Genomic DNA, 26,374 nt, shown 5'->3' with positions numbered 1-26,374 from the left:
CGGTTTGGTTGGGTTGGCCTCAAGCGCCGGCCGGGCTGATTTGGGTTCGGCTGACGTTGGGCGTTGGTTTGGTTGGGTTGGCCTCAAGCGCCGGCCGGGCTGAGTGGCCTCAAGCGCCGGCCGGGCTGAGTGGCCTCATGCGCCGGCCGGGTTGAGTGGTCTCGTGCGCCGGCCGGGTTGAGGTGGCTTGGTGGGGGTGGGTGGGGTCAGGGGTGGTGGGGGAGGAGGGTGGTCAGGTGGGAATGGTTTACGGTCAGGCCGGATTCTTGGGCTGCTTCGATGCTCAGGTCGGGTGGGAAGCCGTGTGAGTCGTAGAGGGTGAAGATCGTTTCCGCGGGGAGGTCGGGTTCGCCCGCTTCGAGGCGGCGGCGGATCGCCTTGTCGAGGAGGCGGGTGCCTCGGGTGAGGGTGCGGTCGAAGGACTCCTCTTCGCGGGTGGTCTCGGATTCGATCAGGGACGCCGCTCGGGTGAGTTCGGGCCAGGTGGGGCCGAGGTTCGCGACCACGCTCGCGGTGGTCGGGGGCAGGATCGGGCCCTGGATGCCGAGGCGACGGCCGTGTCGGATCGCTCTGCGCATCAGCCGGCGCAGCACGTACCCCGTGCCCTCCTTGCTCGGTCGGATGCCGTCCGCGAGCAGGAACGCGATCGCCCGTGCGTGGTCGGTGACCACTTCGAAGGACACTCGGTCGGGGTTTTCGCGGTCGAGACGGGAGTGGTCGCGGCCCGCCAGTTCCTCCACGGTCGAGAGGGTGGGGCGCAGCAGGTCGGTTTCGATGACGCCGTCGACGCCCTGGAGTACGGTCGCGAGTCGGTCCAGGCCCAGTCCGGTGTCGACGCCGGTGCGCGGGAGGTCGCCCAGTACCGGGAAGCCGCCGCCGGGCTCGGTCCCGCCGCGCACACTGCGCATGAAGACCAGGCTCCACAGTTCGACGAAGCGCTCGGGGTCGACCGCCGGTCCGCCCTCGCGCCCGAACTCCGGGCCCCGGTCGTAGGTCACGTCGGAGCAGGGTCCGCACGGTCCCGGTACGCCCATCGACCAGAAGTTGTCCGCCGCGCCGAGGCGTTGGATCCGCGCCGACGGGATGCCGACCGAGTGCCAGATCCGCGCCGACTCGTCGTCGTCCCGGTACACGGTGATCCACAGCCGGTTCGGGGAGAGGTCGAAGGGGCCGGTCAGCAGGTCGTACGCGAACCCGATCGCCTCCTCCTTGAAGTAGTCGCCGAAGGAGAAGTTGCCGAGCATCTCGAAGAAGGTGGAGTGCCGGCGGGTGTGCCCGATGTTGTCGATGTCCACGGTGCGTACGCACTTTTGTACCGAGGTCGCCCGAGGGAACGCGGGCTCGACGTCGCCCAGGAACCACGGCTTGAACTGGTTCATCCCCGCGTTGGACACGAGCAGGCTCGGATCGGGCGGCAGCAGCGATCCGGACGGTACGGGACGGTGGCCGCGCGTGGTGAAGAAGTCGAGGAAGGTGGAACGGATCTGTGGGGAGAGCATGGCGAATCGGCCTTCGCGAGAGCAGCGGGCGGTGGCAGTACACACACGCCGAGCCGGGCCGAGCCGCGCTATCGCGCTCGGTTCGCCGGCCCGACGCCGGTAGCTCGCTGCCCGTGGATCCGCATACCTCGACGATAACCGACCCCGCGCCGGAGTCGACGGGATTTCCGCGCCGCGAACCGGCTCCGCGCGCCGGCCGGGATGGCCTACCGTGACGGTCATGAGCGAGCAGCCACGCGGTGAGGTACCGGTCGGCCCGGGCGCCGACCTGCGTCCGGACATGGCCGATCGGCTGCGCTCCTACTGGGGCTTCTCCGCGCAGCGCGAACGCCAGGCGGCGATCGGCCGGGCCGCGCCGCGCAAGCGCCGGCACGTCGAGGTGCAGTGCGGCAAGTGCGGTTCGACCAAGGTGAGCACCGACATCGTCGGTGACTACGTGTGCGGCTCGTGCGCCGCGCGCTGGCGTCCGCCGACCGCCGCGGACGGTCCCACGTGCCCGGAGTGCGGCTCGGGCAAGGTGTCCTCGATGCCGTACGGGGACCGCAAGTGCCGGGACTGTGATCACCAGTCGCGGCCCAGCTGACCTGCGGTTTCGCCGGGGCGGCCGGGTCTTCCCGGGCCGGTATGCCCTTGTTTTCCAAGGCTGTTGCGGATACCCACGAGGTCGAACGATCAACGTGGGAGGCAGCGCCATGGCAGGACGTCTTCAGGACCACGTCGCGGTGATCACCGGCTCCGGGGCGGGCATCGGGCGCGGGATCGCGCGGCGGTTCGCGGCCGAGGGTTGCCGGATCCTGGTCAACGACATCAGGGCGGAGTCGGCGGATCGGGTCGCCGCCGAGATCACCGACGCGTTCGGCGTCGACACGCTCGCGGTCGTCGCCGATGTCACGGTGAAGGCGGACGCGGTCGGTCTGGTCGAGGCCGCGCTGGCCCGATGGGGCCGGCTGGACACGCTGGTGAACAACGCGTGGGGCGGTGGGCGGATCAACCGCCTGGAGAACAAGACGGACGAGATGTTGCGGCACGGTCTGGACATGGCCCTGTGGGCCGGGTGGTGGACGATGCGCGCGGCGTTCGAGCCGATGCGGGACGCGGGCGGCGGCAGCGTGATCAACATCGCCAGCCTGAACGGGGTCAACGCGCACCGGTTCACCGCCGAGTACAACGTCGGCAAGGAGGCGCTGCGCGCGCTCACCCGCTCGGCCGCGCGCGAGTGGGCGCCGCATCAGATCCGGGCCAACGTGATCTGCCCGGGGGCCAGGACGGAGGCGTTCGCCGCGTTCGCCAAGGTGAACCCGGAGGCCGCCGCGACCGCCGAGGCGGCCAACCCGATGGGTCGGATGGGCGACCCGGAGACGGACATCGGCGGGGCCGCGCTGTTCTTGGCCAGTGACGATTCGCGCTACGTCACCGGCAACACGCTGTTCGTCGGTGGCGGGACGCACATCAACGGGTCGACCTGGGCGCCGACGCCGGAGGAGGATCGGCTCGACTAGCCGACAATGTCCTGGATATCCGATCATGATCGGATGAAATCCCGTGATGCTCACCACTCTTGCGAGTAATCGTCAAACTGACGAGTAATCGTGTTATGCTGACGACATGGACACCGCGACCACGGCCTTGCTGACGGACCACTACGAGCTGACGATGCTCGAAGCCGCACTGCGCAGCGGTGCGGCGCACCGCCGTTCGGTGTTCGAGGTCTTCGCCCGCCGGCTGCCGGACGGCCGCCGCTACGGCGTGACCGCCGGCACCGGGCGGCTGCTCGACGGCATCGAGAACTTCCGCTTCGACGACGAGACGCTGCGCTTCCTCGGCGAGGCCGGCGTGGTCGGCCCGGCGACGCTGGACTGGCTGGCGGGCTACCGCTTCACCGGCAACATCTGGGGTTACGCCGAGGGCGAGTGCTGGTTCCCGGGGTCGCCGCTGATCGTGGTCGAGGGCAGCTTCGCCGAGGCGGTGGTGCTGGAGACGCTGATCCTGTCGGTCCTCAACCACGACGCCGCGGTGGCCGCCGCCGCCTCCCGGATGACGTCGGCCGCCGCCGGGCGGCCGTGCATCGAGATGGGCTCGCGGCGCACCCACGAGGAGGCCGCAGTGGCCGCCGCGCGCGCCGCGTACATCTGCGGGTTCGCGAGCACCTCGAACCTGCGCGCCGGGCAGCGGTACGGCATCCCGACCCGGGGCACCAGCGCGCACGCGTTCACGCTCCTGCACGACGACGAGCGCGAGGCGTTCGCGGCGCAGGTGGCCGCGCTCGGCGCGGACACCACGCTGCTCGTGGACACGTACGACGTGGCGAGCGCGGTACGCACGGCGGTGGACGTGGCCGGGCACGAACTCGGGGCGGTCCGGCTCGACTCGGGCGACCTGCTGCTGCTCGCCCACCGGGTGCGCGCGCAACTCGACGAGCTCGGCGCGGTCAAGACCCGGATCGTGGTCACCAGCGACCTCGACGAGTACGCGATCGCCTCGCTGCGGGCGGCGCCCGTGGACGCCTACGGGGTCGGCACCCAGTTGGTCACCGGTTCGGGGCAGCCGACCGCGTCGCTGGTGTACAAGCTGGTCGCGCGGGCGATGAGCGACGCGCCGGACGCGCCGCTGGTGCCGGTGGCCAAGAAGTCGCCGGGCAAGCCGAGCCACGGCGGCCGCAAGAGCGCCGTGCGGCGCTACGACGCGGACGGGGTGGCCGAGGCCGAGGTGCTGCGGCCGTTCCGGGCCGACGCGGAAGTCGTGGCGGGCGAGCGGGAATTGCTGGTCCCGTTGGTGCTCGACGGGGAGATCGTGGGCCGCGAGCCGCTGTCGGCGGCGCGGGACCGACACGCGCGTTCGCGTGAGGAACTGCCGCTTTCGGCTACGCAGCTCTCGCGCGGGGAACCGGTACTTCCGACCATCTACGAGTAGACGCGAGCGGTTCGTCGGAGTCGACGGACCCGCCACGAGGAGGCAGGCGGCGATGACCCGGGCATTGATCGTGGTCGACGTACAGAACGACTTCTGCGAGGGAGGCAGCCTCGCGGTCGCGGGCGGGGCGGCGGTCGCCGAGGCGATCCGACACCACGTCGCGGCCAACGCGGCCGAGCAGCCGCCGGACCCCGTGCACGCGGAGACACCGGCGTACGCGCACATCGTGGCCACGCGGGACCACCACGTGGATCCCGGGGCGCACTTCTCGGCGACGCCGGACTACGTGGAGACCTGGCCGACGCACTGCGTGGCCGGTACCGAGGGGGCGCGCTTCCACCCGGCGTTCGCGTCGGCGGTCGAGTCGGGGCGGGTCGAGGAGATCTTCTCCAAGGGCGCACACGCGGCCGCGTACAGCGGGTTCGAGGGGGTGGCCTCGGACGGGACGTCGTTGGCGGAGTGGCTGCGCGAGCGTGGGGTCACCCAGGTGGACGTGGTGGGGATCGCCACGGACCACTGCGTGCGGGCGACCGCGTTGGACGCGGTGCGGGAGGGGTTTGCGACGCGGGTGTTGTTGGGGCTGACGGCGGGGGTGGCGGCTGGGACGACCTCCGCTGCGGTTGCCGAGCTTCGGGGGGCGGGGGCGGTTTTGGTGGGCGAGCCGGCCTTGCCCTGAGGCCGGGCGGGCTTGGGGGGGGTGGGTGGGCTTTTTTGGCCTCATGCGCCGGCCGGGCTGGGTGCCCTCAAGCGCCGGCCGGGCTGGGTGCCCTCAAACGCCGGGCAGGCTGGGTGGCCTCATGCGCCGGCCGGGCTGAGTTGGCCTCAAGCGCCGGCCGGGCTGGGTGCCCTCAAACGCCGGGCAGGCTGGGTGGCCTCATGCGCCGGCCGGGCTGGGTGGCCTCATGCGCCGGCCGGGCTGGGTGGCCTCATGCGCCGGCCGGGCTGAGTTGGCCTCATGCGCCGGCCGGGCTGGGTGGCCTCAAACGCCGGGCAGGCTGGGTGGCCTCAAGCGCCGGCCGGGCTGTTGGGGTTGGCTGGTCGGTTTTTGTGGGTGGCGTGGGTGTTTGTTGTGCCCCGGTGTGCGGTGGGGATTTGTCGTGCACTTTCCCGGTGGGGTTTGGTCAGGGGGTGGGGCCGATCGTTACTCGGGCGGCGGTGCCGGTGCGGGTGGGGCCTTCTGTGGTGATTGTGGTGCCGGTGTGGGGGGTTTTTACGCCGGTGTCGGGGGCCGTGGGGGACCAGTACTCGGCGTTGTCGGTGAAGGTGGGGACGCCTGGGCGGGAGGGGAAGCTGCCCATGCGGCCCAGGTTGATCGCCGAGGTCCGTTCCGTGGTGGAGGTCAGGGCGGCGTCGGCGGTCTGGAAGCGGGTGGGGAGGGGTTTTCCGGTCGGGTCCAGGAGGGGGGCCGGGTGGATGTCGACGGGCAGGATCAGGCCTTCGCCGGGGTGTCGGGAGACGTCGTTGTCGGTGAAGGCGGTGTCCCACAGCCAGATCAGGACGCCCTCGCCGTACGGGAAGTGGGCGGCCACCCGTTTGTTGCCGATGATTTGGTACGGGCCGTTGACGAGGGCGGTGTCCGAGCCGACGTATTGCCGGTTCTCCACGATGTACCAGCGTTTGGCCTTGCTGCCGGGGCGTGCCGGCAACGGGACGAGCAGTGCCTGTGGGTCGCCCGTGGACTGGTTCGGCGCGAGTTGCACCACGGTCTTGCGGGTCGGGTCCACGATGCGTACGTCCAGCCAGCCCAGTTGCAGCTTCTCCCACGCGGACAGCGAGCCCGGCAGTGAGCCCGCGCCGTCCTCGTCGCCGAGGTAGCCGCCGAGCGCCATCAGCGACCAGAAGCCCGGCGGGCCGTCGGTCGAGTTGCCCCGGTCGTACAGGTCCGGCAGGCCCAGGTTGTGGCCGAACTCGTGTGCGATCACGCCCAGTCCGCCGTTCTCCGGCTGGATCGTGTAGTCCCCGGCCCAGATCCCGGAGTCGCCGATCGGTGTGCCGCCCGCGCGGTTCGTCGCCGGCCCGGTGCGACCGACCTGGTCGGCGTACGCGTACCAGCGGTGCGACCACACCGCGCCCCGGCCCTGTTCGCCGCCGCCCTGGGCCTTGTCCACGCCGGCGTGCACGATCTCCAGGTTGTCGAGGTAGCCGTCCGGCTCGTCGAATTCGCCGTCGCCGTCGAAGTCGTCCCGGTCCCAGCGGTCGAACGACGCGAGCTCGTCGCGGACCTGTGCGGCGGTCAGCCCCTTCGCGATCCGCCCGTCGTACCAGACCTTCATCGCGTCCCGGACCAGATCCCACACGTCCTGGCACACGTTGCGGCCGCACCCGTCGTTGCCGTAGCGCGCCTCGTTGTAGGGCACCCGGACCCAGTCGGTGACCTCGCCGTCGAGCGAGTAGCGGCCCGCGGACTGCGCGCGGTAGTACGAGGCCAGCGAGGGCGAGTCGGTGCCCGGGCCGAAGAACAGGTCCCGGAAGTGGTCGCGTTCGTAGCTCGATCGCCACAGCGTCGTGGTGTCCTCGGTCCGGTTCGGCGCCGGGATGGTGCCGTGTCGAGGACCCGGCCGGGAGCTGTAGCGGTGCCCGTTCGGCGCGTCGAGGCGATCGCCGAACTCGACCAGGACCACGAACACCCGCGCCTCGGCGGGCGGCCGGGTCTCCGCGGCGCCCGCCCCGCCCGCCGGCACGGTACGCGCCGTCAACGCCGGGTCCTCGGTCATCGCCCGTACCGCCGCGTCGCGTCGTTGTCTGCGCCGCTCGGTGAAGGGATGCGCCAGGTCGTCGTCGCGTTCGACGAGGATTCCGGAGTCGGTGTGCTCGCCCGGGAGGTCCGCGATCCGGCCCGGCGCGGCCGGGGCGGCCGGCACGAGCAGTGCGCACAACGCGGTGACGACGACGAGGGTGACGTGCCTGCGGTTCACGTGGACTCTCCGGGTATCGGGCGGTCCTGGGGTCCGGCGGGATCGGTGCTCCGACCGGTCGCGAGAGGGTGCCCGAAGCCGGGAGCGACAAATCCCGATCGCAATCGAATGGTTACATTGCGCGGCGTGAGCAGTAGCGTGAGAGCGGGGGGCGTGCACAAAGGGGTGCAGGGGAGGTGGTGCGTCGTGGCAAGAGGAGATTTCTTCCGACTCGGCTACGGCGTATTCGTCACGATCGTCTTGACGGTCTCACTATTGGCGGCCTGGGAGCCGCGCACCGTGGCGGGTGCTGCCGTCGCCATGGGTATCGGAGTCGCGCTGGGTACGACGACGGCAGTGCTCGGCATCCGCGCTCGGCATCACCAGCCTCGGGTCACGACCCGCGGATGACGGTGGTCCGGGCGGCCTTGTCGTGCAGACACTGGTGCCACGGCTGATCCCAGAACTGCCACAACACGTTGACCAGCCAGAAGATCGTGCCCAGGCAGGGCACGATCGGGGGCAGCGTGAACACGCCGGCGCGGGTCCATGCGGCCGATCCAGCGATGGGCCCGCCGTCGGCCACCCGCACCACCCGGATGCGCAGCACCCGCTTGCCGAGCGTGCGACCGTAGCGGTCGAGCTGGAAGCCCTCGTAGAGGAAGTACACCAGCGAGAAGATCAGCCCCGAGGTGAACTGCGAGCCGAAGGTCATGTCGTCGTAGTCGTAGTCGGTGATCGGCCACGAGATCAGGCCCGCGACCACGCCGACGATGATGGTGTCGATGATCCGCGCGACCAGCCGTCGCAGCGGACCGCCGAGCTCAGGCCCGGCCCCGTAGCCGCCCGTGCCGCCACCCGCGCCGTAGGACGGGTCCTGGCCGTACGGGCCGCCCTGACCGTACGGATACTGCCCGGTCGGGTCCTGGCCGTACGGCGGTTGCCCGGAGGGATTCTCGCCGTACGGAGGTTGCCGCTGTCCCGACGGGTCCGGCCCGGGAGGCGGTTGTTGTCCGCCGTACGGCGGCTGCTGTCCGTGGGGCGGTCGACCGGGCGGCGGTTGCTGCCCGTAGGGGTTTCGACCCGAGGGGTCGTCTCCGAACGGATCGGGCGGTGGAGGCGGTGCACTACCTGTCATAAATCCGAGTAAACCGGACAGAAGCTGACGCGACCGTGACGTGTTCGACCAATCCGGTCGTGTCGCGTCTGTACGGGTGACGAGGTGACGCGGGGGTGAGGGGCGACCGGGTGACGAGCCGGCCGCGCCCGGTCCGGTCGGTCAGTCGCGCGCGACGAACGTGCGCGCCGCCTTGTCGTGCAGCCCCTGCCGCCACGGCCGATCGAAGAGACCCCACAACGCGCCGAGCACGCCGACCACGAACACGCCCGGTACGTACAGGACCAGCCAGCGTCGCACCGACTGCCACAGCGAGGGGGTGTCGTGGCTGTCCAGGTCCGCGACGCGCAGGCCGAACAGGGTCTTGCCGAGCGAGCGGCCCCACTTCCAGGTGGGCAGCGCCTCGTACAGCAGCGCGGCCACGAGCACGGCGCCGAGCACCATCGCGATCGCGGTGCCGGTGGTGCCGTCGATCAGCCAGACCGTGGTGTCGCGGCCCTCGTAGCGGGCCCGGTCGATCTTGTCCCGGATGTGCTCGACCGCGTCCGGGACGAGCGGGATGCCGACCGCGACGCCGGCCGCGAGCGGCACCAAGGCGTCGGCGATCCGGGCCAGCAGCCGCCGGCCCAGGTTCGCCGGGCGCCGTTCGTTGCTGCCGAAGATGTCGGCCTGGACCGGTCGCCACGGCCCCGGCTCCTCGGCCGCGCGCTGTGGCGGCACCCCGCCCGCCGGCGGCGTCGCGCCGCGCGCCGGGCCGGTGGGGGCGGTCGGGCCGGACCACGACGTGCCCGCGTCGGACGAGCCGGCGGCACCGGGACCGGGTGAGCCGGCCGGCGGTGCGTACATACCGGTCGAGGACATGTCGTGCGGAGCGCCGACGCGCGCGGACAACACCTCGCCCTGGATCACCCGGCCGCCCTGCTCGATCGCCTCGGGGCCGCCGGACTCTTGGGCCCGGTCCGGTTGTTCGGCGGCGGGCCGGCCGGGTTCCTCGGCCGGCCGGCTGCTGTCCGGCACCCAGGCACCGCCGTCCCAGTAGCGGATGTGGCCGGTGATCTCCGGATCCGGGTACCAACCCGGTGCGGGTGCAGAGGACATGGGCGGGATTTTGCCGTACCGGAGGGGTGACGTGTACGCCCCGGGTCACATCCGGGCCCGAACACCACCGTCGAGCCGGTTCGCCCGGGCCCTGGGCTGATGGCAGCATGGGACCCATGAGTGTCGCTCCCATCGAGGTCGAGAAGCAGAAGCCCGAAGAGGACGTCCGGGCGGAGACCCCATGGGTGTGCATCGTCTGGAACGACCCGATCAATTTGATGTCGTACGTGACCTACGTCTTCCAGTCCTACTTCGGCTATCCGAAGAAGAAGGCGGAGAAGCTCATGCACGACGTGCACCACAAGGGCCGGGCCGTGGTCTCGTCGGGGACGCGCGAGGAGATGGAGCGCGACACCACCGCGATGCACGGATTCGGCCTGTGGGCCACCATCCAGCACGACAAGTGACACCCGCTCGGTTCGCTCGGCCCGGCCGGCCCTCCGGTCCGCCTCATATTCCCCGGGAGTTGCACAGCCTGTGAACGGCCTCTTCATGCGCGGACGCTCGGGACGACCCGAGATCGTCCTGGAGGACATGCACGTGCGAGTGCTGGCCGATCTGTGCGGTCAACTGGTCGAGATGGTCTCGCCCGACGACGAGGCGAGCGATCCGCTGGCCGCCGAACTGGGCCTGACCGGGCTCGGCTCGACGGACACACCGGTCACCCCGGACGACCCCGCGCTCGCCCGCCTGCTGCCGGACGCCTACGCCGAGGACGCCGAGGCGGCGGCCGAGTTCCGCCGCTACACCGAGACCGACCTGCGGCTGCGCAAGCGCGACAACGCGCGGATCGTGCTGGCCGATCTGGCCGAGCTGGTCGACCTCACCGAACCTCCGGGCGCCGAGGAGTTGCGCGCGCAGGGCGGCGAGCACCGCGTGGTGCTCGACGAGCAGGGCATCCAGGCCTGGCTCGGCACGCTCAACGACCTGCGCCTGGTGATCGGTACCCGGCTCGAAGTCACCGAGGACATGGAGGAGTTCGAGGCCAAGCTGGCGGACGACGATCCGCGACGCTGGCTGTTCGCGGTCTTCCACTGGCTGGGCGGGCTGCAGGACTCGCTGCTCGGGGCGCTGTAGGCGCGCATCGCGGCCGCGGTGCCTGCCTCGGGCCGTGGCTGCGTGCTGCCCCCGTGCCCCCGGCCGCGGCGCGCATCGCCGGCCGCGGCACGCTCCGCCGGCGGGGGCATGCCCCCGGTCGCGGGAGCACATCCGGCGAAAGGGACACGCCGGATCGATCGGCATTCGGGTTTCCGCTCGTTTTCGTTGGTAAGACGGCCTCCGTGCCAACGAACGGGAGCGATTCATGACGGACATCAAGGCCGAGTCGAGCGCGCGGGCGGCCGAACCGGGTGTCGATGCCGAGGGGTACGAACGGGGGCTGAACGGCCGTCAGATCCAGATGATCGCGATCGGCGGCGCGATCGGCACCGGGCTCTTCCTGGGCGCGGGCGGCGCGATCGAGAAGGCCGGGCCGTCGCTGATCGCGGCCTACGCGGTGGCCGGCGTACTGATCTTCTTCGTCATGCGCGCGCTGGGCGAGCTGCTGATGTACCGGCCGGTGGCGGGCAGTTTCGCCGAGTACGCGAGAGAGTTCTTCGGGCCGTTCGCCGGGTTCGTGACCGGGTGGACATATTGGATCATGTGGGTTGTCACCGGGATGGCCGAGATCACCGCGGCGGGTGTCTACGTGCAGTACTGGTGGTCCTGGATCCCGCAGTGGGTGACCGCGCTGGTGGTCCTGCTTGCGCTGTTCGCCGCCAACCTGATCTCGGTCAAGCTGTTCGGCGAGTTCGAGTTCTGGTTCTCGATGATCAAGGTGACCGCGATCGTCGGGATGATCCTGGTCGGCATCGGGGTGCTGATCCTCGGCTTCGGCGAGGCCGGTGACCAGGCGTCCGTCTCGCATCTGTGGTCGGACGGCGGGTTCGCGCCCAACGGTGTCGGCGAGACGTTGATGGTGCTCCAGATCGTGATGTTCGCTTTCCTGGGCGTCGAGCTGATCGGTGTCACCGCGGGGGAGGCGCGGGACCCGGAGAAGGTGCTGCCGCGCGCGATCAACACCATCCCGTTCCGGATCGGGCTGTTCTACATCGGCGCCCTGGTGATCATCCTCTCGCTCGCGCCGTGGACCGACTTCCACGCCAAGGAGAGCCCGTTCGTGCTCGTCTTCGACCGGGTGGGCATCCCGGCCGCGGCGGCGATCATCAACTTCGTGGTGCTCACCGCCGCGCTGTCCTCGTGCAACTCGGGCCTGTACTCCACCGGCCGGATGTTGCGCACGCTCGCGGTCGAGGGGCAGGCGCCGCCGCGGATGAGCACGCTCAGCTCGCATCGGGTGCCGGCCATGGCGATCACCGTGTCGGCGATCGTGATGGGCGCCGGCGTGCTGATCAACGCGCTGGTGCCGGACAAGGCGTTCATGTACATCACCTCGGTGGCCACCGTGGGCGCGCTGTGGACCTGGGGCATGATCGTCGCGTGCCAGATGCGCTACCGGCGCGCGGTGGACCGGGGGCGGCTGGCCGGACACGGCTTCCGGATGCCGGGCGCGCCGTACACGGGCTGGGCGGTGCTGGCCTTCCTGCTGATGGTGGTGGTCCTGCTCGGGTTCTCGGCGGACACCAGGATCGCGTTGTACGTGGTGCCGATCTGGGTGGCGTTCCTGGTGGTCGCCTATGTCTCGGCGCGACGCGGCAAGCCGGTGGGGGTCTGAGCGGCGGACCGGACGGCCCGGTGCGCGGGGCGCCGGATCGGGTGGGGGTGAGGTGTCGCGCGGGTGCCGGGGGCGCTCAGTACGCTCGGGGCATGCTCACCATCACCGCAGCCCTGCGCGATCGGATCGTCGCCCACGCCCGTGCCGACCACCCCGACGAGGCGTGCGGCGTCGTCGCGGGCCCCGAGGGCAGCGACCGCCCCGAGCGGTTCATCCCGATGCTCAACGCCGCGCGGTCGCCCACGTTCTACGAGTTCGACTCGGCCGACCTGTTCAAGCTCTACCGCGAGATGGACGACCGGGACGAGGAGCCGGTGATCGTCTACCACTCGCACACCGCGACCGAGGCGTACCCCTCGCGCACGGACGTGTCGTACGCCTCCGAGCCCAACGCGCACTACGTGCTCGTGTCGACGCGGGAGGAGGAGACGTACGAGTTCCGGTCGTACCGGATCGTCGACGGTGTGATCACCGAGGAGGAGGTCAACGTGGTGGAGGCCTATTGATCCGGCCGACGGCCGTTCGAGGGTTGTCGGTGACTGTTCGAAGGCCGACGGGCGGGTGATTTCGGAACGAATGCCCGATCCGTCGGATGCCGGCATCGAGATGCGTCTCACCTGTCGGTATGGCACGTTCCGGCATACGAGATCACATCGGAGCCTCCCGATGGAATGGCTAGCATGACCATATGCGTTATGCGGGCGTGAATATGACGGAAGCGGTAGCGGGCGGTGCCCCGGGCGCGCTTCTCGTCGCACGCCTGCACGTCGATCTGTGCCGACTCTCCAGCGCCCTCTGTCGCGCTGCGCGCGTGAGCTGATCCGCTCCGGATCGGCCACCAGGCACCCCAGGCAGCAGGCACGTCCCGCAGCACCGGCGCACGCGAACGATCCCCGCCCCACGGTCTCCACCGTCCCCGCTGGAGCTTCAAGGGTGCGGCCCGCGTCCGGACTGCGTTCTCTCCGTACGCGTCACCACCAGAGGAGCGCATCCATGGCCATCGAGGTCCGCATCCCGACCATCCTTCGTACCTACACCGACGGCGCCAAGGCCGTACCCGGCTCGGGTGCCACCCTCGCCGACCTGCTGGTCGACCTGGAGGCCCGGCACCCGGGCGTTCGTGGCCGGCTGGTGGAGGAGAACGGCGAGCTGCGCCGCTTCGTCAACGTCTACCTCAACGACGAGGACGTGCGCTTCACCGGCGGCCTCGGCACCAAGTTGGACGACGGCGACACGGTCACCATTCTTCCGGCGGTCGCCGGCGGCGCGATCTGATGCGTTACGAATCGTTGCTCGATTCGGTCGGCCGCACCCCGCTGGTCGGCCTGCCGACGCTGTCGCCGTCGCCGACCGTGCGGGTGTGGGCCAAGCTGGAGGACCGCAACCCGACCGGGTCGATCAAGGACCGTCCGGCCCTGCACATGATCGAGGCGGCCGAGCGGGACGGGCTGCTCACCCCCGGTTGCACGATCCTGGAGCCGACCTCGGGCAACACCGGCATCGCGTTGGCGATGGCGGCCAAGCTCAAGGGCTATCGGATCGTCTGCGTGATGCCGGAGAACACCTCCGAGGAGCGCCGCGAACTGCTGCGCATGTGGGGCGCGCGGATCATCGGGTCGCCCGCGGCGGGTGGCTCCAACACGGCGGTGCGGGTGGCCAAGGAGCTCGCGGCCGAGAATCCCGACTGGGTGATGTTGTACCAGTACGGCAACCCGGCCAATCCGGACGCGCACTACGCCACGACCGGCCCCGAACTGCTGGAGGACCTGCCCACGATCACCCACTTCGTGGCCGGTCTGGGCACCACCGGCACGCTGATGGGGGTCGGCCGCTACCTGCGCGAGAAGGTCCCGGGAGTGACCATCGTGGCGGCCGAACCGCGCTACGACGACGTCGTGTACGGCCTGCGCAACCTCGACGAGGGCTTCGTGCCGGAGCTGTACGACGCCGACGTGCTGACCACGCGCTACTCGGTGGGCTCCGCCGACGCGGTCCGGCGCACCCGTGAACTGCTGGAGAAGGAAGGCATCTTCGCGGGCATCTCGACCGGCGCGGTGCTGCACGCGGCCCTCGGGATCGCGCGCAAGGCGGTCAAGGCGGGGGAGTCGGCCGACATCGCCTTCGTGATCGCGGACGCGGGTTGGAAGTATCTGTCCACCGGTATCTACACGGCCGAGAGCACGGAGGCCGCGGTGGAGGGTCTTCAGGGTCAGCTTTGGGCTTGAGTTGCGTGGTGCGAGGCTCCGGCTGAGCCTTCGCGCCGGGTCTTCTTCGCGCCGGGTCTTCTTCGATCGCCCCCGGGCCGCCTTCGGGCGCCGGGGGCGTTCGGTTTTCCGGGGGTGGGCGGGGGTGGGCCGTGATGGCGGGCTGGGCGGGCTGGGCGGCGGGTGGGCCCGCAGGGCGCCGTGCACGCGCGGCTGCCGCTCACGGAGGCGGTCGAGGCGCGTCGGGTGGCGGACGCGATCAAGGGGATCGCTTCGGGTCGTGCGGAGGACGGCTGCTCGCGGCCGATGGGGCATCCGCATCCGGGAAGAGGCGAACCGAATTCCGGCTCAGGGGAGGGGGACGGGCCAGGACGCGCCGGTGGGTGGGTCGCGCCGGACGGTCTGCGTGCCGTCGGCGCCGATGGTGAGGCCGAAGCGGTCGAGGCCACCCTGGCTGCGGTCGCCGGCAGGGAATCGGGGTCGTTCGACCTGTGGGCGTGTGCGCTGGTGCGACACGCCTATGTCGAGCTGTTACCAGCACCGCTATAGGCAAGCGGCCCGAACGCTGTCGGGCGCTGAGCAAGTAGCACGCCGCGGGGACAGTTCGCTCTCGACACGGCATTGGGTTGCCTGTGTCCAGGCTGAGGCGTACGCCGGTCTCGGCGAGACGACAGCCTGCGCCCGCCTGGTCTCCAATCGAGATTGCATTCGGAACGGCGCGGTTCTTCGGTCAGGTGGGGAGGCCGGATTGGGTGGCGAGGGTGGTCAGGGCTTGTTGGAGGGCCTGGCGGGCGGCGGGGGTCAGGTGGGCGGTGAGGGCCTCGTCGAGGGCGTGGGCGGCGGTGGTGCACTCGGCGAGGAGGGTGCGGCCGTGGTCGGTGAGGGTCAGGACTTGGCGGCGGCGGTCGGCCGGGTCGCGTTCGCGGCGGATCGCGCCGAGTTCTTCGAGTTGGTCGGCGAGGCTGACCACCAGGCTGGGCGCGACGCCCATGGTGCGGGCGATCTCCTGTTGTGAGTCGGCGGCGCCGGCGGCCAGGACCGCCATCAGGCCGACCTGTTTGGGCTTGAGGCCGTACGCCTGGACCTGTTCGGTGAAGCGCTCGGTGACGATCGCGCCGATGGTGCCCAGGCGGAACGTCACCGTGCTCGTCAGCGGACCCTGACCCTTGACATCTTTCATGGGTTGCATAATAACCTGGGAGAATCATTCAGAGCTTGAATCATTCAAGGAGTGAAGTCATGCGACGTGCGGTGCTGGTTCTCAATGCGGTGATGGCGTTGGGGTCGGCGGCCTCGGCGGTGCTCGGCATGGTCGACCCGGGGATCCTGTCGGCGCCCGGGAGCGAGGTGAGCGACGGAATGGACATGTACGCCCAGGCGTACGGCGTTCGCGCCATCCCGCTCGCCGCCGGCCTGCTCTATCTCCTCGCCCGGCGCGCGGACCGGGGTCTGACGCCGATCCTGCTCGTGGCCGGCGTCGCACAGGTGGGCGACGCGGTGATCGGGATCGAACAGGGCATCACCGGCATGGCGATCGGCGGCACCCTGGGCGCGACCGTGCACCTCGCCTCCGCGTGGTGGCTCTCGCGTCCGCCGGCCCGCACACTCGCCCCCGGCGCGATCAACGCCGGCTGAGCCGCTCGCGCGTCGGGACAACGGGCCGGCCGCGAGGCCTCCGGATTCGTCATGGGCGTCGCGACAACTCCCCCAGTGGCCCGCCCCGTTGCCCGACGCGGAGACGACGGGGCGGCCGACCACCCGCACTTGGCCGCCTCCGGCCGCGACACCTACTCGGCCCACCCCCGGCGCGTCAGCGCCTACGACTTGATCGTCGACCAGTGATCGACGAGCGTGCGAGGAGAGCGGCGGAGCCGCCGGTTCGCGCGAAGCGCGTTTGATCCGGCGGCCGGAGGTCGCTGTCGGTCCGAAGGGCCGTTGTCCCGTGACGTCGGTCACCCCCATGCCCGTTGTGCACCGGGACGTACCCCTCCCCTGCGTACTCTCAGGGGGTGGCATTCGCATCCAACGACGCGCCGATCGGGATCTTCGACTCGAGCTTTGGTGGCCTGACCGTGGCCAGGGCCGTGCTCGACCAGCTCCCGAACGAGCCGATCCGCTATCTCGGCGACACCGCGCGGCAGCCCTACGGGCCGAGGCCGATCGCGGAGGTTCGTCGCTATGCGCTGGAATGCCTGGACCGGCTCGTGGACGAGGGCGTGAAGCTCCTGGTCATAGCCTGCAACAGCGCGTCCGCCGCGATGTTGCGGGACGCGCGCGAGCGGTACGCCGTACCGGTGGTCGAGGTGATCAAGCCGGCCACCCGGCGCGCCGCGGCGGCCACTCGCAACGGGCGGGTCGGGGTGATCTCGACCCAGGCCACGAAGACCTCGATGGCCTACGAGGACGCGTTCGCCGCCGCACCGCACATCAACCTCACCACCCAGGCGTGCCCGCGCTTCGTCGAGTTCGTCGAGCGCGGGGTGACCAACGGCGACGAACTGCTCAAGGTCGCCCGGGGCTACCTCGATCCGGTCGTGTCCGAGGGTGTGGACACCCTCATCCTCGGCTGTACGCACTACCCGCTGCTCACCGGAGTCATCTCCTACGTCATGGGGGAGCAGGTCACGCTGATCTCGAGCGCGGAGGAGACCGCGAAGGACGTCTACCGCGCACTCGCGGCCGGCGGCCTGATGCGGGACACCGGACAGGCCGCGCCCGACCACCAATTCCTCACCACGGGCGATCCCGCCCAGTTCCGCGACGTGGGTCGCCGGTTCCTCGGCCCCGAACTCGCGCACGTCGACGCGCTCGGAGCCCTCACGTGAAACTCACCGTCGTCGGCTGTTCCGGCAGCTTCCCCGGCCCGGACAGCCCCTGCTCGTGCTACCTCCTGGAAGCCGACGGGGTCCGCATCCTGATCGATCTCGGCAACGGCGCGCTCGGCCCGCTGCAACGGCACGCCACGCTCGACTCGATCGACGCGGTGCTGCTCAGCCACCTGCACGCGGACCACTGTCTCGACCTCGCCTGCTACTTCGTGGCTCGCAAGTACTGCCCGTCCGGCGAGCTGCCCCGGCTGTCGGTGTACGGACCGGCCGATACGCACGAGCGGATCGCGCGCGCGTACGACGTCGAGGGCGCCATCGACAACGGGCGGATGGGCGACGTGTTCGACTTCCGCACGGTGGTCACCGGCACCTTCGAGGTCGGCCCGTTCCGGATCACCGCCGACCGCATGCCGCACCCGGTGGAGTCGTACGCCTACCGGATCGAGGCCGGCGGCCGGTCGCTGGTCTACTCCGGCGACACCGGGGTCAGCGACGACCTGGTCCGGATCTCGCGCGGCGCCGACCTGCTGTTGTGCGAGGCGTCGTTCGAGCACGGCCGGGAGAACCTGCCGCATGTGCACCTGAACGGCCGCCAGGCCGGCGAGCACGCCGAACGGGCGGGCGTGGGAAGGCTGTTGCTCACCCACATCCCGCCGTGGACGAGCCGCGGACGCAATCTCGACGACGCCCGCAAGACCTTCACCGGCGCTGTCGAGCTGGCCCTGCCGGACGCCGCGCACACGGTCTGAGCCCGCTCGGGTGTCCGGTCCGAACGGGTGCGTGCCACCGCTTAGGCTGGGTCCATGTCACGAGTAGACGGCCGTACCCCCGACCAGCTTCGCCCGGTCACGTTCCAGCGCAAGTGGCTCGACCACGCCGAGGGCTCGGTCCTCGTCGAGTTCGGCCGTACGCGTGTCCTGGTCGCCGCGAGCGTCACCGAAGGCGTGCCGCGCTGGCGCAAGGGCAGCGGGGAGGGCTGGGTCACCGCCGAGTACTCGATGTTGCCGCGCGCCACCCACACGCGCGGGGATCGCGAGTCGGTCAAGGGCCGGATCGGCGGGCGTACGCACGAGATCTCGCGGCTGATCGGCCGTTCGCTGCGCGCGGTGATCGACACCAAGGCGCTCGGCGAGACCACGATCCACCTCGACTGCGACGTGCTCCAGGCGGACGGTGGCACCCGGACCGCGGCGATCACCGGCGCGTACGTCGCGCTGGCCGACGCGGTGAGCTGGGCGCGCGAGCACAAGCTCACCCGCAAGGGAGCCAACCCGCTGGTCGGTTCGGTGGCGGCGGTCAGCGTCGGGATCATCGACGGTGTGCCGATGCTCGATCTTCCCTACGAGGAGGACGTCCGGGCCGACACCGACATGAACATCGTGTGCACCGGGGACGGACGCTTCGTCGAGGTGCAGGGCACCGCGGAGAAGGAGCCCTTCGATCGCGCGCTGCTGAACAACCTGCTCGACCTCGGCGCGCGGGGCTGCGAGGAGCTGACGGTGCTTCAGCAACTCGCGCTGGAGTCCTGAGCGGAACCCGTACGGCAACCGCCCGGGCACGACCGCGAAGTCGCTTTCCCGGGCATACCACCGCAAGTGGTGGTCACGTGCCGGTTGCGAGTGTCACGTACGCGCAACCGGCACGCACCGGGTGTGCCACGGTCGGCCCGGCGCGGGCCCGGTCACCAGTACGGTCATGGCATCTGGTCATCCCGATCAGCACCAGCCACGACCGGGCCGATCAGCCCGTCCCTGACGAGGAGCTCCATGTTCCGCGCCACGTTCCGTCCCCGCCGGGTCCTGCGCACCACGATCGCGGCCACCGCCATGGCGGGCGCGCTGTTCGCCACCGTCGCGTGCGAGCAGGCACAGCAGGCCATCTCGTGTGCCGAACTGGCCACCAACCTCACCAACGACATCTCCAACCTGAGCAATGTGCTCAACGACCCGGCCGCCGCCCGGAAGTCGCTCGACAACCTGCAGAAGACCTTGGACGACAAGACCAAGGACCTGGACTCGGACGACGCGAAGAACGCCGCGAACAGCCTCGGCGACGTGATCACCCAGCTCAGCACCAAGGCCGCCAACGGTGACAGCCTGGGCGCGAGCGACGTGCAGCCGCTGATCAACGGCGCGAAGAACCTGACCACGATCTGCGTCAAGTAACCGGTCCGCGAGGGCGGCCCGGATTCGATCCGCGGCCGCCGCGAGCCTAGGCTTGCCGCTATGAGCCGTCTCGTACTCGCCACCCGCAACGCCAACAAGGTCGTCGAGCTCCAGCAGATCCTCGAGGACGTCGGGCTCGACGTCGAACTCGTCGGCATGGACGCCTATCCGGACGTCCCCGACGTGCCCGAGACCGGCCTCACCTTCGCGGCCAACGCCCTGCTCAAGGCCCACGCCATCGCGCGGGCCACGGGGCTCCCGGCGATCGCCGACGACTCGGGCCTGTGCGTGGCCGCGCTCAACGGCATGCCCGGTATCTTCTCCGCGCGTTGGGCCGGCACGCACGGCGACGACGCGGCCAACCTGCGGTTGCTGCTCGCGCAGCTCTCCGACATCGCGGACGAACACCGCGCCGCGTGGTTCGCCTGCGCGGCGGCGCTCGCGCTGCCGGACGGCACCGAGCGGGTGGTCGAGGGCCGGTTCGAGGGCACCTTGACCCGCGAGCCGCGCGGCACCGGCGGTTTCGGCTACGACCCGATCCTCCTGGTCGCCGACGACACCCGCACCGCCGCCGAGCTGACCGCCGCCGAGAAGAACGCGATCAGCCACCGGGGCAAGGCGTTTCGTGCCCTGGCGCCGATCGTCTCCGAACTGATCGGCTGACGGCCGGACCGGGGGGGCGGGCCGAGGCCCGGGCCCCGGGCGGGTCGACCGCGAGCCTCCAAGTGCGCACGGACGAGGACGGGTTGGTGTCCGGCAGTACCGCACTGAAGGCCGAGGTCGAGCGGGCCTACCGGGCGAGCCGGGTCTGAGCCGGAGGGCATGCCAGGCTCGGCACGGCGGGTGCGGCCGCGTCGGGTGCGATCGCCGGTTCCGGGATCCAGGCCGGGGTGAGCACGCCGTACAGCGTCCAGCCCAGGCTGGTGTACAACGCCCGGCCGGCCGGCGTGGCGACCAGCACACCGGTGCGGGCGCCGCGCTCGGCTGCGGCGTCGCCGAGCGCGGTCATCAGCACGCTGCCCAGCCCGCGACGCCGGTGCGCCGGGTCGGTCCGGATCTGGTCGGCCACGGCGGTGTCCCCGGTGACTGCGATCCGCCCGTCCGCGGCGACCGTGCCGTCGCCGGCGAGCAACCGCACGAACACGACCGCGCCCACCGGCTCGACCTCGATCGTGTACCCGCTCGGGGGGACCGCCGCGGCCTGCCGCAGCGGCCCGGTCATCATGTACTCCGGATCGCCGATCGTCCACGCCGGCGTCAGCTCGGGGCCGATCCGCTCGGGCGGGCCGAAGCTCTTGATCCAGGTGCCGGGATCGGTCCGGGTCCGGGCCGTCTCGGCCACGTGTCCGACGTCGTGCAGCACGTAGCGCACCCGGTGCTCGGGCAACCCGACGTCGAGCCGGAAGCCGCCCGCCGCCTCGACCGGCGCGGTCACCGATCGGGCCGCCGCCCAACCGGTGACCCAGGCCCGGATCAGTTCGGCGGTGGACATGGACCGCTCCCGGTCGATGGTGCTCACGGCTTCTCCCGACGGATCGGCGACTGGAACCCGGAAAGCCTATTGCAAGCTACTTGCAATAAGACCGGCGGACTCCTGACGCTTCGTCATACAACGGTAAGCAGCGCATTCCCCCGTCGGTGACGCGTGCGGGTCAGGATGGTGGGAGCTGTTCCGCGAACCGATTTCCCGAGCGTGAGGTGGCGTCGTGCGGCGTTCTGGATGGCTTGGTGCCGCGTTGGCCGGCGTGGTCTCGGCGGCTGTGGCGGTCGGCGTGGCCGAGGCGATCGCGGCGTTCGTGCGACCGGAGGCCACACCGTTCGTGACGATCAGCGGCGCGGTCACCGACCGCGCGCCGCAGGGGCCGCGCGAATGGGCGATCCGCACCTTCGGGACCGCGGACAAGGCGTTCCTGCTGACCGTGATCGCCGTGCTGCTCGCGCTGTTCGCCGCCGGACTCGGCGTGCTCGCCGCCCGGCGGCTGCGCTACGGGATCGCCGGCGTGCTCGCGCTCGGCGCCTTCGTGGCGTGGACCGCCGTCGACCGCCCCTCGTACACACCCGCCGACCTGGCCCCGGTGCTGGTCGGCACGCTGTTCGGGACGCTCGCGCTGATCTTGCCGACCCGGCCCGACCTGGTCGACCGACGCCCGCTCGCCCGCCCGCTGCCGGGCGCGTCCGAGGACGACGTGCGCGAACCGGCCCCGGACACCTCGCGCCGTACGGTGATCCTGGTCGGCGCCGCCGCGGTCGCCGCGGTGACCGGGTTCGGCGGCCGGATGCTCCAGCACGCCCGGTTCAACGCGGAGCGGTCCCGCGCGTCCGTCGCGCGGAACCTGCCCGCGCCGATCAGCGCGGCCGCACCGGCCGGCCCCGGCCTGATCGAGCCCGGCCTGACCCCGTACCTGACCTCGAACGCCGACTTCTACCGGATCGACACCGCGTTCACCGTGCCGCAGCTTCGGGCCGAGGACTGGCAGTTGCGTATCCACGGCCTGGTCGACCGGGAAATCCGGCTGGACTACCCGCAGTTGCGGGCCCGCTTCGCGATCGAGCGGGACATCACGCTGGCCTGCGTGTCCAACGAGGTCGGCGGCGACCTGATCGGCAACGCCCGCTGGCTGGGCACCCCGCTGGCCGACCTGCTGCGCGAGGCGGGCATCCGGCCCGGCGCCGATCAGATCGTCTCCAGGTCGCCGGACGGCATGACGATCGGCACGCCGCTGCGCGAGGTGCTGGACGGGCGCGACGCGATGCTGGCGTACGCGATGAACGGCGAACCGCTGCCGATCAAGCACGGCTTCCCGGTCCGGATGGTGGTTCCGGGACTGTACGGCTACGTGTCCGCGTGCAAGTGGATCGTGGACCTGGAGGTGACCCGGTTCGACGCGTTCAGCGCCTACTGGGTCAAGCTCGGCTGGGCCCGGCAGGCCCCGATCAAGACCCAGTCGCGGCTGGACACACCCAGGGACGGGGCCACGGTGAACGCCGGCCGGGTCCCGGTCGCCGGCGTCGCGTGGGCGCAACACCGCGGCATCGCCGCAGTCGAGGTCCAGGTCGACGAGGGCCCGTGGCAGCCCGCCGAACTCGCGCCGCGGACCACCACCGACACCTGGCGCCAGTACCGCTGGATGTGGGACGCCGCGCCGGGCCGGCACGTGCTGCGGGTGCGGGCCACCGACGGCACCGGCGCGGTACAGACCGCCAGGAACGCCGATGTGGTCCCCGACGGCGCCACCGGCCACCACCGGATCGGCGTCACGGTGCGATGAACCGCCCGGCTTGGACTCGCCGTGCGTCGAGCCGCCCGAGCGCGAACCACACCGCGTCGGGCCGCCGTCCGGGCAAGCCCACCGAAACCGGCCGGGTCGCCCCCACGACCCGGCCGGTGCCGCTCACTCCTCGATCAGCCCCCACGCCTTCGCGATCAGCTCGTACGAGCGGATCCGCGCGTCGTGGCCGTACACGTTGCTGATCACCATCAGCTCGTCCACCTCGGTGCGCTCGCGCAGTTCGCGCATGCCGGCGCGCACCTCGGCCAGGTCGCCCGAGATGTGCTGGCGCCGGTAGTTCGCCACGAACTCCCGCTCGGCGGGCGTCCACGGGTAGGCCTCGGCCTCCTCCGGCGACGGCATGCGACCGGGGTTGCCACCGCGCAGCCGCAACATCGACAACGCCTGGGACAACGCGAGCCGCTCGGCCTCCTCGTGCGTGTCGGCCGCGATCACCCCGGCCGCGATCATCGAGTACGGCTCCTTGAGCGACTCGGAGGGCTGGAACGACTCGCGGTACAACTCCAGCGCGGGCAGTGTGTGCCGGCCGCTGAAGTGGTGCGCGAACGCGAACGGCAGGCCCAGGATCCCGGCCAACTGCGCGCTGTAGCCGCTGGACCCCAGCAGCCACACCGGTGCCTCGGCGGACGCGAACTCGCCCCCCGCCTCGATCCCGGACGCGGGGCCGGGCACCGCGTGCATCCGCGCGTACGGGTGGTCCGCGGCGAACGACCCGGTGACGAACCCGATCAGCTCGCCGAGCGCCTGCGGGAACTCCTCGACCGACTCGGCCCCGCCGCCGCGCCGCAGCGCGCGCATGGTGACCTGGTCGGTGCCCGGGGCCCGGCCGATGCCGATGTCGATCCGCCCGGGATGCAGCGCCTGCAGCGTGCCGAACTGCTCGGCGACCACGAGCGGCGCGTGGTTGGGCAACATCACCCCGCCCGAGCCCAGCCGCAGGGTCGAGGTGTGCGCGGCCAGGTGGGCGAGCAGCACCGGCGGCGACGAACTGGCGATGCCGGGCATGTTGTGGTGTTCCGCCACCCAGAACCGGTGGAAACCCCATCGCTCGGCCAGCTTCGCCAACTCGGTGCTCGTGCGCAGCGCCTCGGTCGCCGAGTACCCGGTTCCCACCGGCGCCACGTCCAGTACCGACAACTTCACAGCGTCCACTCCGCGTCCCTCTTTCTCGCCCGTTTCCCGCCCACCCGATTGCGCTCCGGTGCTGTGAGTTGCAACCCGCGGGCACTGCGCGCTGTTCCACGGCTCAGGCGTGCAGACGATCACACGGGGCATAAAGGACAGTCGGAAACATGATGGATTGGATGCCATACAGGTCTTGACTCGTTCCAATTTCGGACGCAGGTTGGAATCGGCGCTCCAAGACCCGGCACGTGAACCACACGAAAGGGACACCGGCGATGACCGAACGCCCGACCACCACGACCGACGCGGGTATCGCGGCCCCGAGCGACGAGTTCTCGCTCTCGGTCGGACCCAACGGCCCGCTGCTGCTCCAGGACCACTACGTCATCCAGAAGATGGCGCAGTTCAACCGTGAGCGGGTGCCGGAGCGGGTGGTGCACGCGAAGGGGGGCGGCGCCCACGGGATCTTCCAGGTCACCCGGGACGTCAGCCAATTCACCAAGGCGGACCTGTTCCAGCCCGGTCGCGAGACGCCGATGTTCATCCGCTTCTCGACGGTCGCCGGTGAGCTCGGGTTCCCCGACACCGTGCGCGACCCGCGCGGCTTCGCGATCAAGTTCTACACCCGGCACGGGAACTACGACCTGGTCGGCAACAACACGCCGATCTTCTTCATCCGGGATCCGAGCAAGTTCTCCGACTTCATCCACTCGCAGAAGCGCCGGTCGGACACCCACCTGCACGACCACAACATGCAGTGGGACTTCTGGACGCTCTCGCCCGAGTCCGCGCACCAGGTCACCTTCCTGATGTCCGACCGCGGCACTCCGCGGACGTGGCGCAACATGCACGGCTTCGGCAGCCACACCTTCATGTGGGTCAACGCCGGCGGCGAGAAGTTCTGGATCAAGTACCACTTCCTGACCGACCAGGGCATCGAGAACTTCACCGACGCCGAGGCCGCCGCGCAGGCGGGCGAGGACCGCGACTTCCACATCCGCGACCTGCGCGACGCGATCACCGGTGGCGACCACCCGTCCTGGACGCTGCACGTACAGGTGATGCCGTTCGAGGACGCCGCGAACTACCGGTTCAACCCGTTCGACCTGACCAAGGTGTGGCCGCACGGCGACTACCCGCTGATCGAGGTCGGCCGGATGACCTTGAACCGCAACCCCTCGGACTACTTCGCCGAGGTCGAGCAGGCCTCGTTCGAACCGGCCAACCTGGTGCCCGGGATCGGCGCGAGCCCGGACAAGATGCTCCAGGGCCGGTTGTTCAGCTACCCGGACACGCACCGCTACCGGATCGGCCCGAACTACCTCCAACTGCCGATCAACCGCCCGATCGTGCCGGTCCACTCGTACAACAAGGACGGCGCGATGCGGTTCGAGAACTACGGCGACCCGGTGTACGCGCCGAACAGCTACGGCGGCCCGGTGGCGAATCCGGAGCTGTACACGGACGAGAACTACGCGGTCACCGGCGAGATCATGCGCTCCGCCTACAAGCCGCACGCCGAGGACGACGACTTCGGTCAGCCCGGCGCGCTGTGGCGCCACGTGATGTCCGAGACCGACCGGCAGCACCTGGTCGCCAACATCGTCGGACACATGAAGAGCGACGGGCCGGTGAGCGCGGAGGTGCTGCCCCGGGTGATCGAGTACTGGACGAAGGTCGACGCCGACCTGGGCGCGCGTGTCGCCAAGGGCTTCAACGGCGGCTGACGCCGTTCGGGCCGGACGAAGCACCGAGGGGCCGCCCGACGCGGGCGGCCCCTCGGCATGTTCGGTCGCGGTCGCCGGCCCGGCCCGGCCGATCCCGGCCCGCCGTCCGGCGCCCGGTCACGCGGCGCCGGCCTGCCAGACCGCTCCCGAGCCGGCCGGCACCAGGGCCAGACTCTGTTGGCCCTTGACCTGGTCGGCCAGCCCCAGCGCGGAGCCGTTGCGGGCGAGCAGCACCACCCCGGAGCCACTGGGCTGCGGCTTCCACAACTGGGTGTCGCCGCGGCTGCAGTCGTCCTGATACGCCCGGGCCCCTCGCCCGTCCGCCACCTCCAGGCACTTGTGCGAGTCCGCCGACTGCAACCGGACGAAACCGCCGCCCGCGTCGCGCACCACCCACTGCTGGTTCGCCTTGCCCGGCCCGGCCGGGTACACGATCACGGGTGCCCGATCCCGGTCGCTGCCGCCGCTCACGTCCATCGCCCGGCCGTCCGCCAGGGTCAGCATGTAGCGCTTGCCCGAGGCCAGGACCGGCTTGGCGGACGCGCTCTTGGACGGCGACGGTGACGCCGAGGTCGGCGCGGCGGTGGTCGGCGGCGCGGTGGTGACCTGCGCCGCGACCGCGGCGGGCGGGCTCGGGGAGGAGCCGCTCGGGCCGGTTCCGGACGCCGACGCGCCGGCGGCCTTGCCGTCGTCGCCACCGAACACCCCGACCAGGCCGCCGCCCAGGAAACCCATCAGCGCGACCGCGCACAGCGCCGCTATCCAGATCCGACGTCGCGGCATCTGTCCCTCTCCTCATGGCCG

The 26,374-nt window shown here is 70.9% G+C and carries 29 protein-coding genes; 21 read left to right on the top strand and 8 right to left on the bottom strand.

The features are described from left to right. Window positions 1-206: 206 nt before the first annotated feature. On the bottom strand, window positions 207-1,499 hold the full coding sequence (gene alaS, locus ACWCPW_RS29650) for an alanine--tRNA ligase (protein ID WP_449764647.1): 1,293 nt from the start codon (window positions 1,497-1,499) through the stop codon (window positions 207-209). Window positions 1,500-1,719: 220 nt separating this feature from the next. Between alaS and ACWCPW_RS29645 the strand changes: the two genes are divergently transcribed. The 4 genes from ACWCPW_RS29645 (at window position 1,720) to ACWCPW_RS29630 (ending at window position 5,085) form a co-directional block, all read left to right on the top strand. Further along, a complete protein-coding gene (locus ACWCPW_RS29645; protein ID WP_449764646.1) occupies window positions 1,720-2,082 on the top strand; it encodes a hypothetical protein in 363 nt (120 codons plus the stop codon). Between the two features lie 109 nt (window positions 2,083-2,191). Then, window positions 2,192-2,998, top strand: a complete 807-nt coding sequence (locus tag ACWCPW_RS29640; protein ID WP_449764645.1) for an SDR family NAD(P)-dependent oxidoreductase — start codon at window positions 2,192-2,194, stop codon at window positions 2,996-2,998. 106 nt (window positions 2,999-3,104) lie between these two features. Then, entirely contained in the window at window positions 3,105-4,409 is a 1,305-nt protein-coding gene (locus ACWCPW_RS29635; protein ID WP_449764644.1) for a nicotinate phosphoribosyltransferase, read from the top strand. A gap of 52 nt (window positions 4,410-4,461) precedes the next feature. Further along, the gene (locus ACWCPW_RS29630; RefSeq protein ID WP_449764643.1) at window positions 4,462-5,085 is read left to right on the top strand and encodes an isochorismatase family protein; all 624 of its coding nucleotides are present in this window, start codon (window positions 4,462-4,464) and stop codon (window positions 5,083-5,085) included. Window positions 5,086-5,530: 445 nt separating this feature from the next. On the opposite strand, the gene ACWCPW_RS29625 is transcribed toward ACWCPW_RS29630, so the two are convergent. Next, a complete protein-coding gene (locus ACWCPW_RS29625; protein WP_449764642.1) occupies window positions 5,531-7,324 on the bottom strand; it encodes an immune inhibitor A domain-containing protein in 1,794 nt (597 codons plus the stop codon). Window positions 7,325-7,510: 186 nt separating this feature from the next. Here ACWCPW_RS29625 and ACWCPW_RS29620 point away from each other — a divergent pair, with 186 nt between their 5' ends. Next, entirely contained in the window at window positions 7,511-7,714 is a 204-nt protein-coding gene (locus ACWCPW_RS29620) for a hypothetical protein (RefSeq protein ID WP_395863343.1), read from the top strand. Here ACWCPW_RS29620 and ACWCPW_RS29615 read toward each other — a convergent pair. Further along, window positions 7,698-8,441 (bottom strand): RDD family protein, encoded by a 744-nt coding sequence (locus tag ACWCPW_RS29615; protein WP_449764641.1) that lies wholly within the window; start codon window positions 8,439-8,441, stop codon window positions 7,698-7,700. The two genes, ACWCPW_RS29620 and ACWCPW_RS29615, sit on opposite strands and share 17 nt — an antisense overlap. A gap of 141 nt (window positions 8,442-8,582) precedes the next feature. After that, the gene (locus tag ACWCPW_RS29610) at window positions 8,583-9,518 is read right to left on the bottom strand and encodes an RDD family protein (RefSeq protein WP_449764640.1); all 936 of its coding nucleotides are present in this window, start codon (window positions 9,516-9,518) and stop codon (window positions 8,583-8,585) included. 116 nt (window positions 9,519-9,634) lie between these two features. Here ACWCPW_RS29610 and clpS point away from each other — a divergent pair, with 116 nt between their 5' ends. The 7 genes from clpS (at window position 9,635) to ACWCPW_RS29575 (ending at window position 14,456) form a co-directional block, all read left to right on the top strand. Further along, entirely contained in the window at window positions 9,635-9,925 is a 291-nt protein-coding gene (gene clpS / locus ACWCPW_RS29605) for an ATP-dependent Clp protease adapter ClpS (protein ID WP_449764639.1), read from the top strand. Window positions 9,926-9,995: 70 nt separating this feature from the next. Beyond that, window positions 9,996-10,595, top strand: coding sequence for a DUF2017 domain-containing protein (locus ACWCPW_RS29600; RefSeq protein WP_402234127.1), 600 nt, complete (start codon window positions 9,996-9,998; stop codon window positions 10,593-10,595). Window positions 10,596-10,821: 226 nt separating this feature from the next. Further along, a complete protein-coding gene (locus ACWCPW_RS29595) occupies window positions 10,822-12,231 on the top strand; it encodes an amino acid permease (protein ID WP_449764638.1) in 1,410 nt (469 codons plus the stop codon). Window positions 12,232-12,323: 92 nt separating this feature from the next. Then, complete coding sequence (locus tag ACWCPW_RS29590) at window positions 12,324-12,737, top strand: Mov34/MPN/PAD-1 family protein (RefSeq protein WP_449764637.1); 414 nt, start codon at window positions 12,324-12,326, stop codon at window positions 12,735-12,737. 203 nt (window positions 12,738-12,940) lie between these two features. After that, window positions 12,941-13,051, top strand: coding sequence for a putative leader peptide (locus ACWCPW_RS29585; RefSeq protein WP_395863480.1), 111 nt, complete (start codon window positions 12,941-12,943; stop codon window positions 13,049-13,051). Between the two features lie 173 nt (window positions 13,052-13,224). Further along, window positions 13,225-13,506 carry a MoaD/ThiS family protein gene (locus ACWCPW_RS29580; RefSeq protein WP_449764636.1) on the top strand — a complete coding sequence of 94 codons (282 nt, stop codon included), beginning with the start codon at window positions 13,225-13,227 and terminating at the stop codon, window positions 13,504-13,506. Beyond that, window positions 13,506-14,456, top strand: coding sequence for a PLP-dependent cysteine synthase family protein (locus ACWCPW_RS29575; RefSeq protein WP_449764635.1), 951 nt, complete (start codon window positions 13,506-13,508; stop codon window positions 14,454-14,456). The genes ACWCPW_RS29580 and ACWCPW_RS29575 overlap by 1 nt, the downstream gene beginning before the upstream one ends. Before the next feature lie 709 nt (window positions 14,457-15,165). On the opposite strand, the gene ACWCPW_RS29570 is transcribed toward ACWCPW_RS29575, so the two are convergent. Next, window positions 15,166-15,615 (bottom strand): MarR family winged helix-turn-helix transcriptional regulator, encoded by a 450-nt coding sequence (locus ACWCPW_RS29570; protein ID WP_449764634.1) that lies wholly within the window; start codon window positions 15,613-15,615, stop codon window positions 15,166-15,168. A 59-nt stretch (window positions 15,616-15,674) separates the two neighbouring features. Here ACWCPW_RS29570 and ACWCPW_RS29565 point away from each other — a divergent pair, with 59 nt between their 5' ends. From ACWCPW_RS29565 to ACWCPW_RS29535, 7 genes are all read left to right on the top strand, one after another. Continuing rightward, a complete protein-coding gene (locus ACWCPW_RS29565; protein WP_449764633.1) occupies window positions 15,675-16,070 on the top strand; it encodes a hypothetical protein in 396 nt (131 codons plus the stop codon). Window positions 16,071-16,145: 75 nt separating this feature from the next. Then, window positions 16,146-16,277 carry a hypothetical protein gene (locus ACWCPW_RS29560; RefSeq protein ID WP_449764632.1) on the top strand — a complete coding sequence of 44 codons (132 nt, stop codon included), beginning with the start codon at window positions 16,146-16,148 and terminating at the stop codon, window positions 16,275-16,277. 167 nt (window positions 16,278-16,444) lie between these two features. Beyond that, on the top strand, window positions 16,445-17,260 hold the full coding sequence (gene murI / locus ACWCPW_RS29555; protein ID WP_449764631.1) for a glutamate racemase: 816 nt from the start codon (window positions 16,445-16,447) through the stop codon (window positions 17,258-17,260). Beyond that, on the top strand, window positions 17,257-18,012 hold the full coding sequence (locus ACWCPW_RS29550) for an MBL fold metallo-hydrolase (RefSeq protein ID WP_449764630.1): 756 nt from the start codon (window positions 17,257-17,259) through the stop codon (window positions 18,010-18,012). The genes murI and ACWCPW_RS29550 overlap by 4 nt, the downstream gene beginning before the upstream one ends. A 54-nt stretch (window positions 18,013-18,066) precedes the next feature. After that, the gene (gene rph, locus ACWCPW_RS29545; protein ID WP_449764629.1) at window positions 18,067-18,792 is read left to right on the top strand and encodes a ribonuclease PH; all 726 of its coding nucleotides are present in this window, start codon (window positions 18,067-18,069) and stop codon (window positions 18,790-18,792) included. Window positions 18,793-19,029: 237 nt separating this feature from the next. Then, a complete protein-coding gene (locus tag ACWCPW_RS29540; protein WP_395863316.1) occupies window positions 19,030-19,428 on the top strand; it encodes a hypothetical protein in 399 nt (132 codons plus the stop codon). Between the two features lie 60 nt (window positions 19,429-19,488). Continuing rightward, a complete protein-coding gene (locus tag ACWCPW_RS29535; protein ID WP_449764628.1) occupies window positions 19,489-20,091 on the top strand; it encodes an XTP/dITP diphosphatase in 603 nt (200 codons plus the stop codon). A 127-nt stretch (window positions 20,092-20,218) separates the two neighbouring features. Here ACWCPW_RS29535 and ACWCPW_RS29530 read toward each other — a convergent pair whose 3' ends face one another. Continuing rightward, window positions 20,219-20,947 carry a GNAT family N-acetyltransferase gene (locus tag ACWCPW_RS29530; RefSeq protein ID WP_449764627.1) on the bottom strand — a complete coding sequence of 243 codons (729 nt, stop codon included), beginning with the start codon at window positions 20,945-20,947 and terminating at the stop codon, window positions 20,219-20,221. 187 nt (window positions 20,948-21,134) lie between these two features. On the opposite strand from ACWCPW_RS29530, the gene ACWCPW_RS29525 reads away from it, so the two are divergent. Beyond that, the gene (locus tag ACWCPW_RS29525) at window positions 21,135-22,697 is read left to right on the top strand and encodes a molybdopterin-dependent oxidoreductase (protein ID WP_449764626.1); all 1,563 of its coding nucleotides are present in this window, start codon (window positions 21,135-21,137) and stop codon (window positions 22,695-22,697) included. A 123-nt stretch (window positions 22,698-22,820) separates the two neighbouring features. On the opposite strand, the gene ACWCPW_RS29520 is transcribed toward ACWCPW_RS29525, so the two are convergent. Next, window positions 22,821-23,861, bottom strand: a complete 1,041-nt coding sequence (locus ACWCPW_RS29520; protein WP_449764680.1) for an LLM class flavin-dependent oxidoreductase — start codon at window positions 23,859-23,861, stop codon at window positions 22,821-22,823. Between the two features lie 257 nt (window positions 23,862-24,118). Here ACWCPW_RS29520 and ACWCPW_RS29515 point away from each other — a divergent pair, with 257 nt between their 5' ends. After that, window positions 24,119-25,570, top strand: coding sequence for a catalase (locus ACWCPW_RS29515; RefSeq protein WP_449764625.1), 1,452 nt, complete (start codon window positions 24,119-24,121; stop codon window positions 25,568-25,570). A gap of 117 nt (window positions 25,571-25,687) precedes the next feature. Here the strand turns inward: ACWCPW_RS29515 and ACWCPW_RS29510 are convergent, their stop codons facing one another. Then, on the bottom strand, window positions 25,688-26,353 hold the full coding sequence (locus ACWCPW_RS29510; RefSeq protein ID WP_449764624.1) for an RICIN domain-containing protein: 666 nt from the start codon (window positions 26,351-26,353) through the stop codon (window positions 25,688-25,690). Window positions 26,354-26,374 lie beyond the last annotated feature (21 nt).

Source organism: Embleya sp. NPDC001921 (genome assembly GCF_053594475.1).
This window is presented reverse-complemented; position numbering and strand designations above follow the sequence as displayed.

What these genes read in the sequence shown, in the direction of transcription:
- ACWCPW_RS29510 (WP_449764624.1), bottom strand. Translation starts at nt 26,353, where the DNA reads ATGCCGCGACGTCGGATCTGGATAGCGGCGCTGTGCGCGGTCGCGCTG.
- ACWCPW_RS29640 (WP_449764645.1), top strand. Translation starts at nt 2,192, where the DNA reads ATGGCAGGACGTCTTCAGGACCACGTCGCGGTGATCACCGGCTCCGGG.
- ACWCPW_RS29540 (WP_395863316.1), top strand. Translation starts at nt 19,030, where the DNA reads ATGTTCCGCGCCACGTTCCGTCCCCGCCGGGTCCTGCGCACCACGATC.
- rph (WP_449764629.1), top strand. Translation starts at nt 18,067, where the DNA reads ATGTCACGAGTAGACGGCCGTACCCCCGACCAGCTTCGCCCGGTCACG.
- ACWCPW_RS29515 (WP_449764625.1), top strand. Translation starts at nt 24,119, where the DNA reads ATGACCGAACGCCCGACCACCACGACCGACGCGGGTATCGCGGCCCCG.
- ACWCPW_RS29595 (WP_449764638.1), top strand. Translation starts at nt 10,822, where the DNA reads ATGACGGACATCAAGGCCGAGTCGAGCGCGCGGGCGGCCGAACCGGGT.
- ACWCPW_RS29570 (WP_449764634.1), bottom strand. Translation starts at nt 15,615, where the DNA reads ATGAAAGATGTCAAGGGTCAGGGTCCGCTGACGAGCACGGTGACGTTC.
- alaS (WP_449764647.1), bottom strand. Translation starts at nt 1,499, where the DNA reads ATGCTCTCCCCACAGATCCGTTCCACCTTCCTCGACTTCTTCACCACG.
- ACWCPW_RS29645 (WP_449764646.1), top strand. Translation starts at nt 1,720, where the DNA reads ATGAGCGAGCAGCCACGCGGTGAGGTACCGGTCGGCCCGGGCGCCGAC.
- ACWCPW_RS29630 (WP_449764643.1), top strand. Translation starts at nt 4,462, where the DNA reads ATGACCCGGGCATTGATCGTGGTCGACGTACAGAACGACTTCTGCGAG.
- ACWCPW_RS29590 (WP_449764637.1), top strand. Translation starts at nt 12,324, where the DNA reads ATGCTCACCATCACCGCAGCCCTGCGCGATCGGATCGTCGCCCACGCC.
- ACWCPW_RS29575 (WP_449764635.1), top strand. Translation starts at nt 13,506, where the DNA reads ATGCGTTACGAATCGTTGCTCGATTCGGTCGGCCGCACCCCGCTGGTC.
- ACWCPW_RS29615 (WP_449764641.1), bottom strand. Translation starts at nt 8,441, where the DNA reads ATGACAGGTAGTGCACCGCCTCCACCGCCCGATCCGTTCGGAGACGAC.
- ACWCPW_RS29535 (WP_449764628.1), top strand. Translation starts at nt 19,489, where the DNA reads ATGAGCCGTCTCGTACTCGCCACCCGCAACGCCAACAAGGTCGTCGAG.
- ACWCPW_RS29565 (WP_449764633.1), top strand. Translation starts at nt 15,675, where the DNA reads ATGCGACGTGCGGTGCTGGTTCTCAATGCGGTGATGGCGTTGGGGTCG.
- clpS (WP_449764639.1), top strand. Translation starts at nt 9,635, where the DNA reads ATGAGTGTCGCTCCCATCGAGGTCGAGAAGCAGAAGCCCGAAGAGGAC.
- ACWCPW_RS29635 (WP_449764644.1), top strand. Translation starts at nt 3,105, where the DNA reads ATGGACACCGCGACCACGGCCTTGCTGACGGACCACTACGAGCTGACG.
- ACWCPW_RS29585 (WP_395863480.1), top strand. Translation starts at nt 12,941, where the DNA reads ATGACGGAAGCGGTAGCGGGCGGTGCCCCGGGCGCGCTTCTCGTCGCA.
- ACWCPW_RS29580 (WP_449764636.1), top strand. Translation starts at nt 13,225, where the DNA reads ATGGCCATCGAGGTCCGCATCCCGACCATCCTTCGTACCTACACCGAC.
- ACWCPW_RS29610 (WP_449764640.1), bottom strand. Translation starts at nt 9,518, where the DNA reads ATGTCCTCTGCACCCGCACCGGGTTGGTACCCGGATCCGGAGATCACC.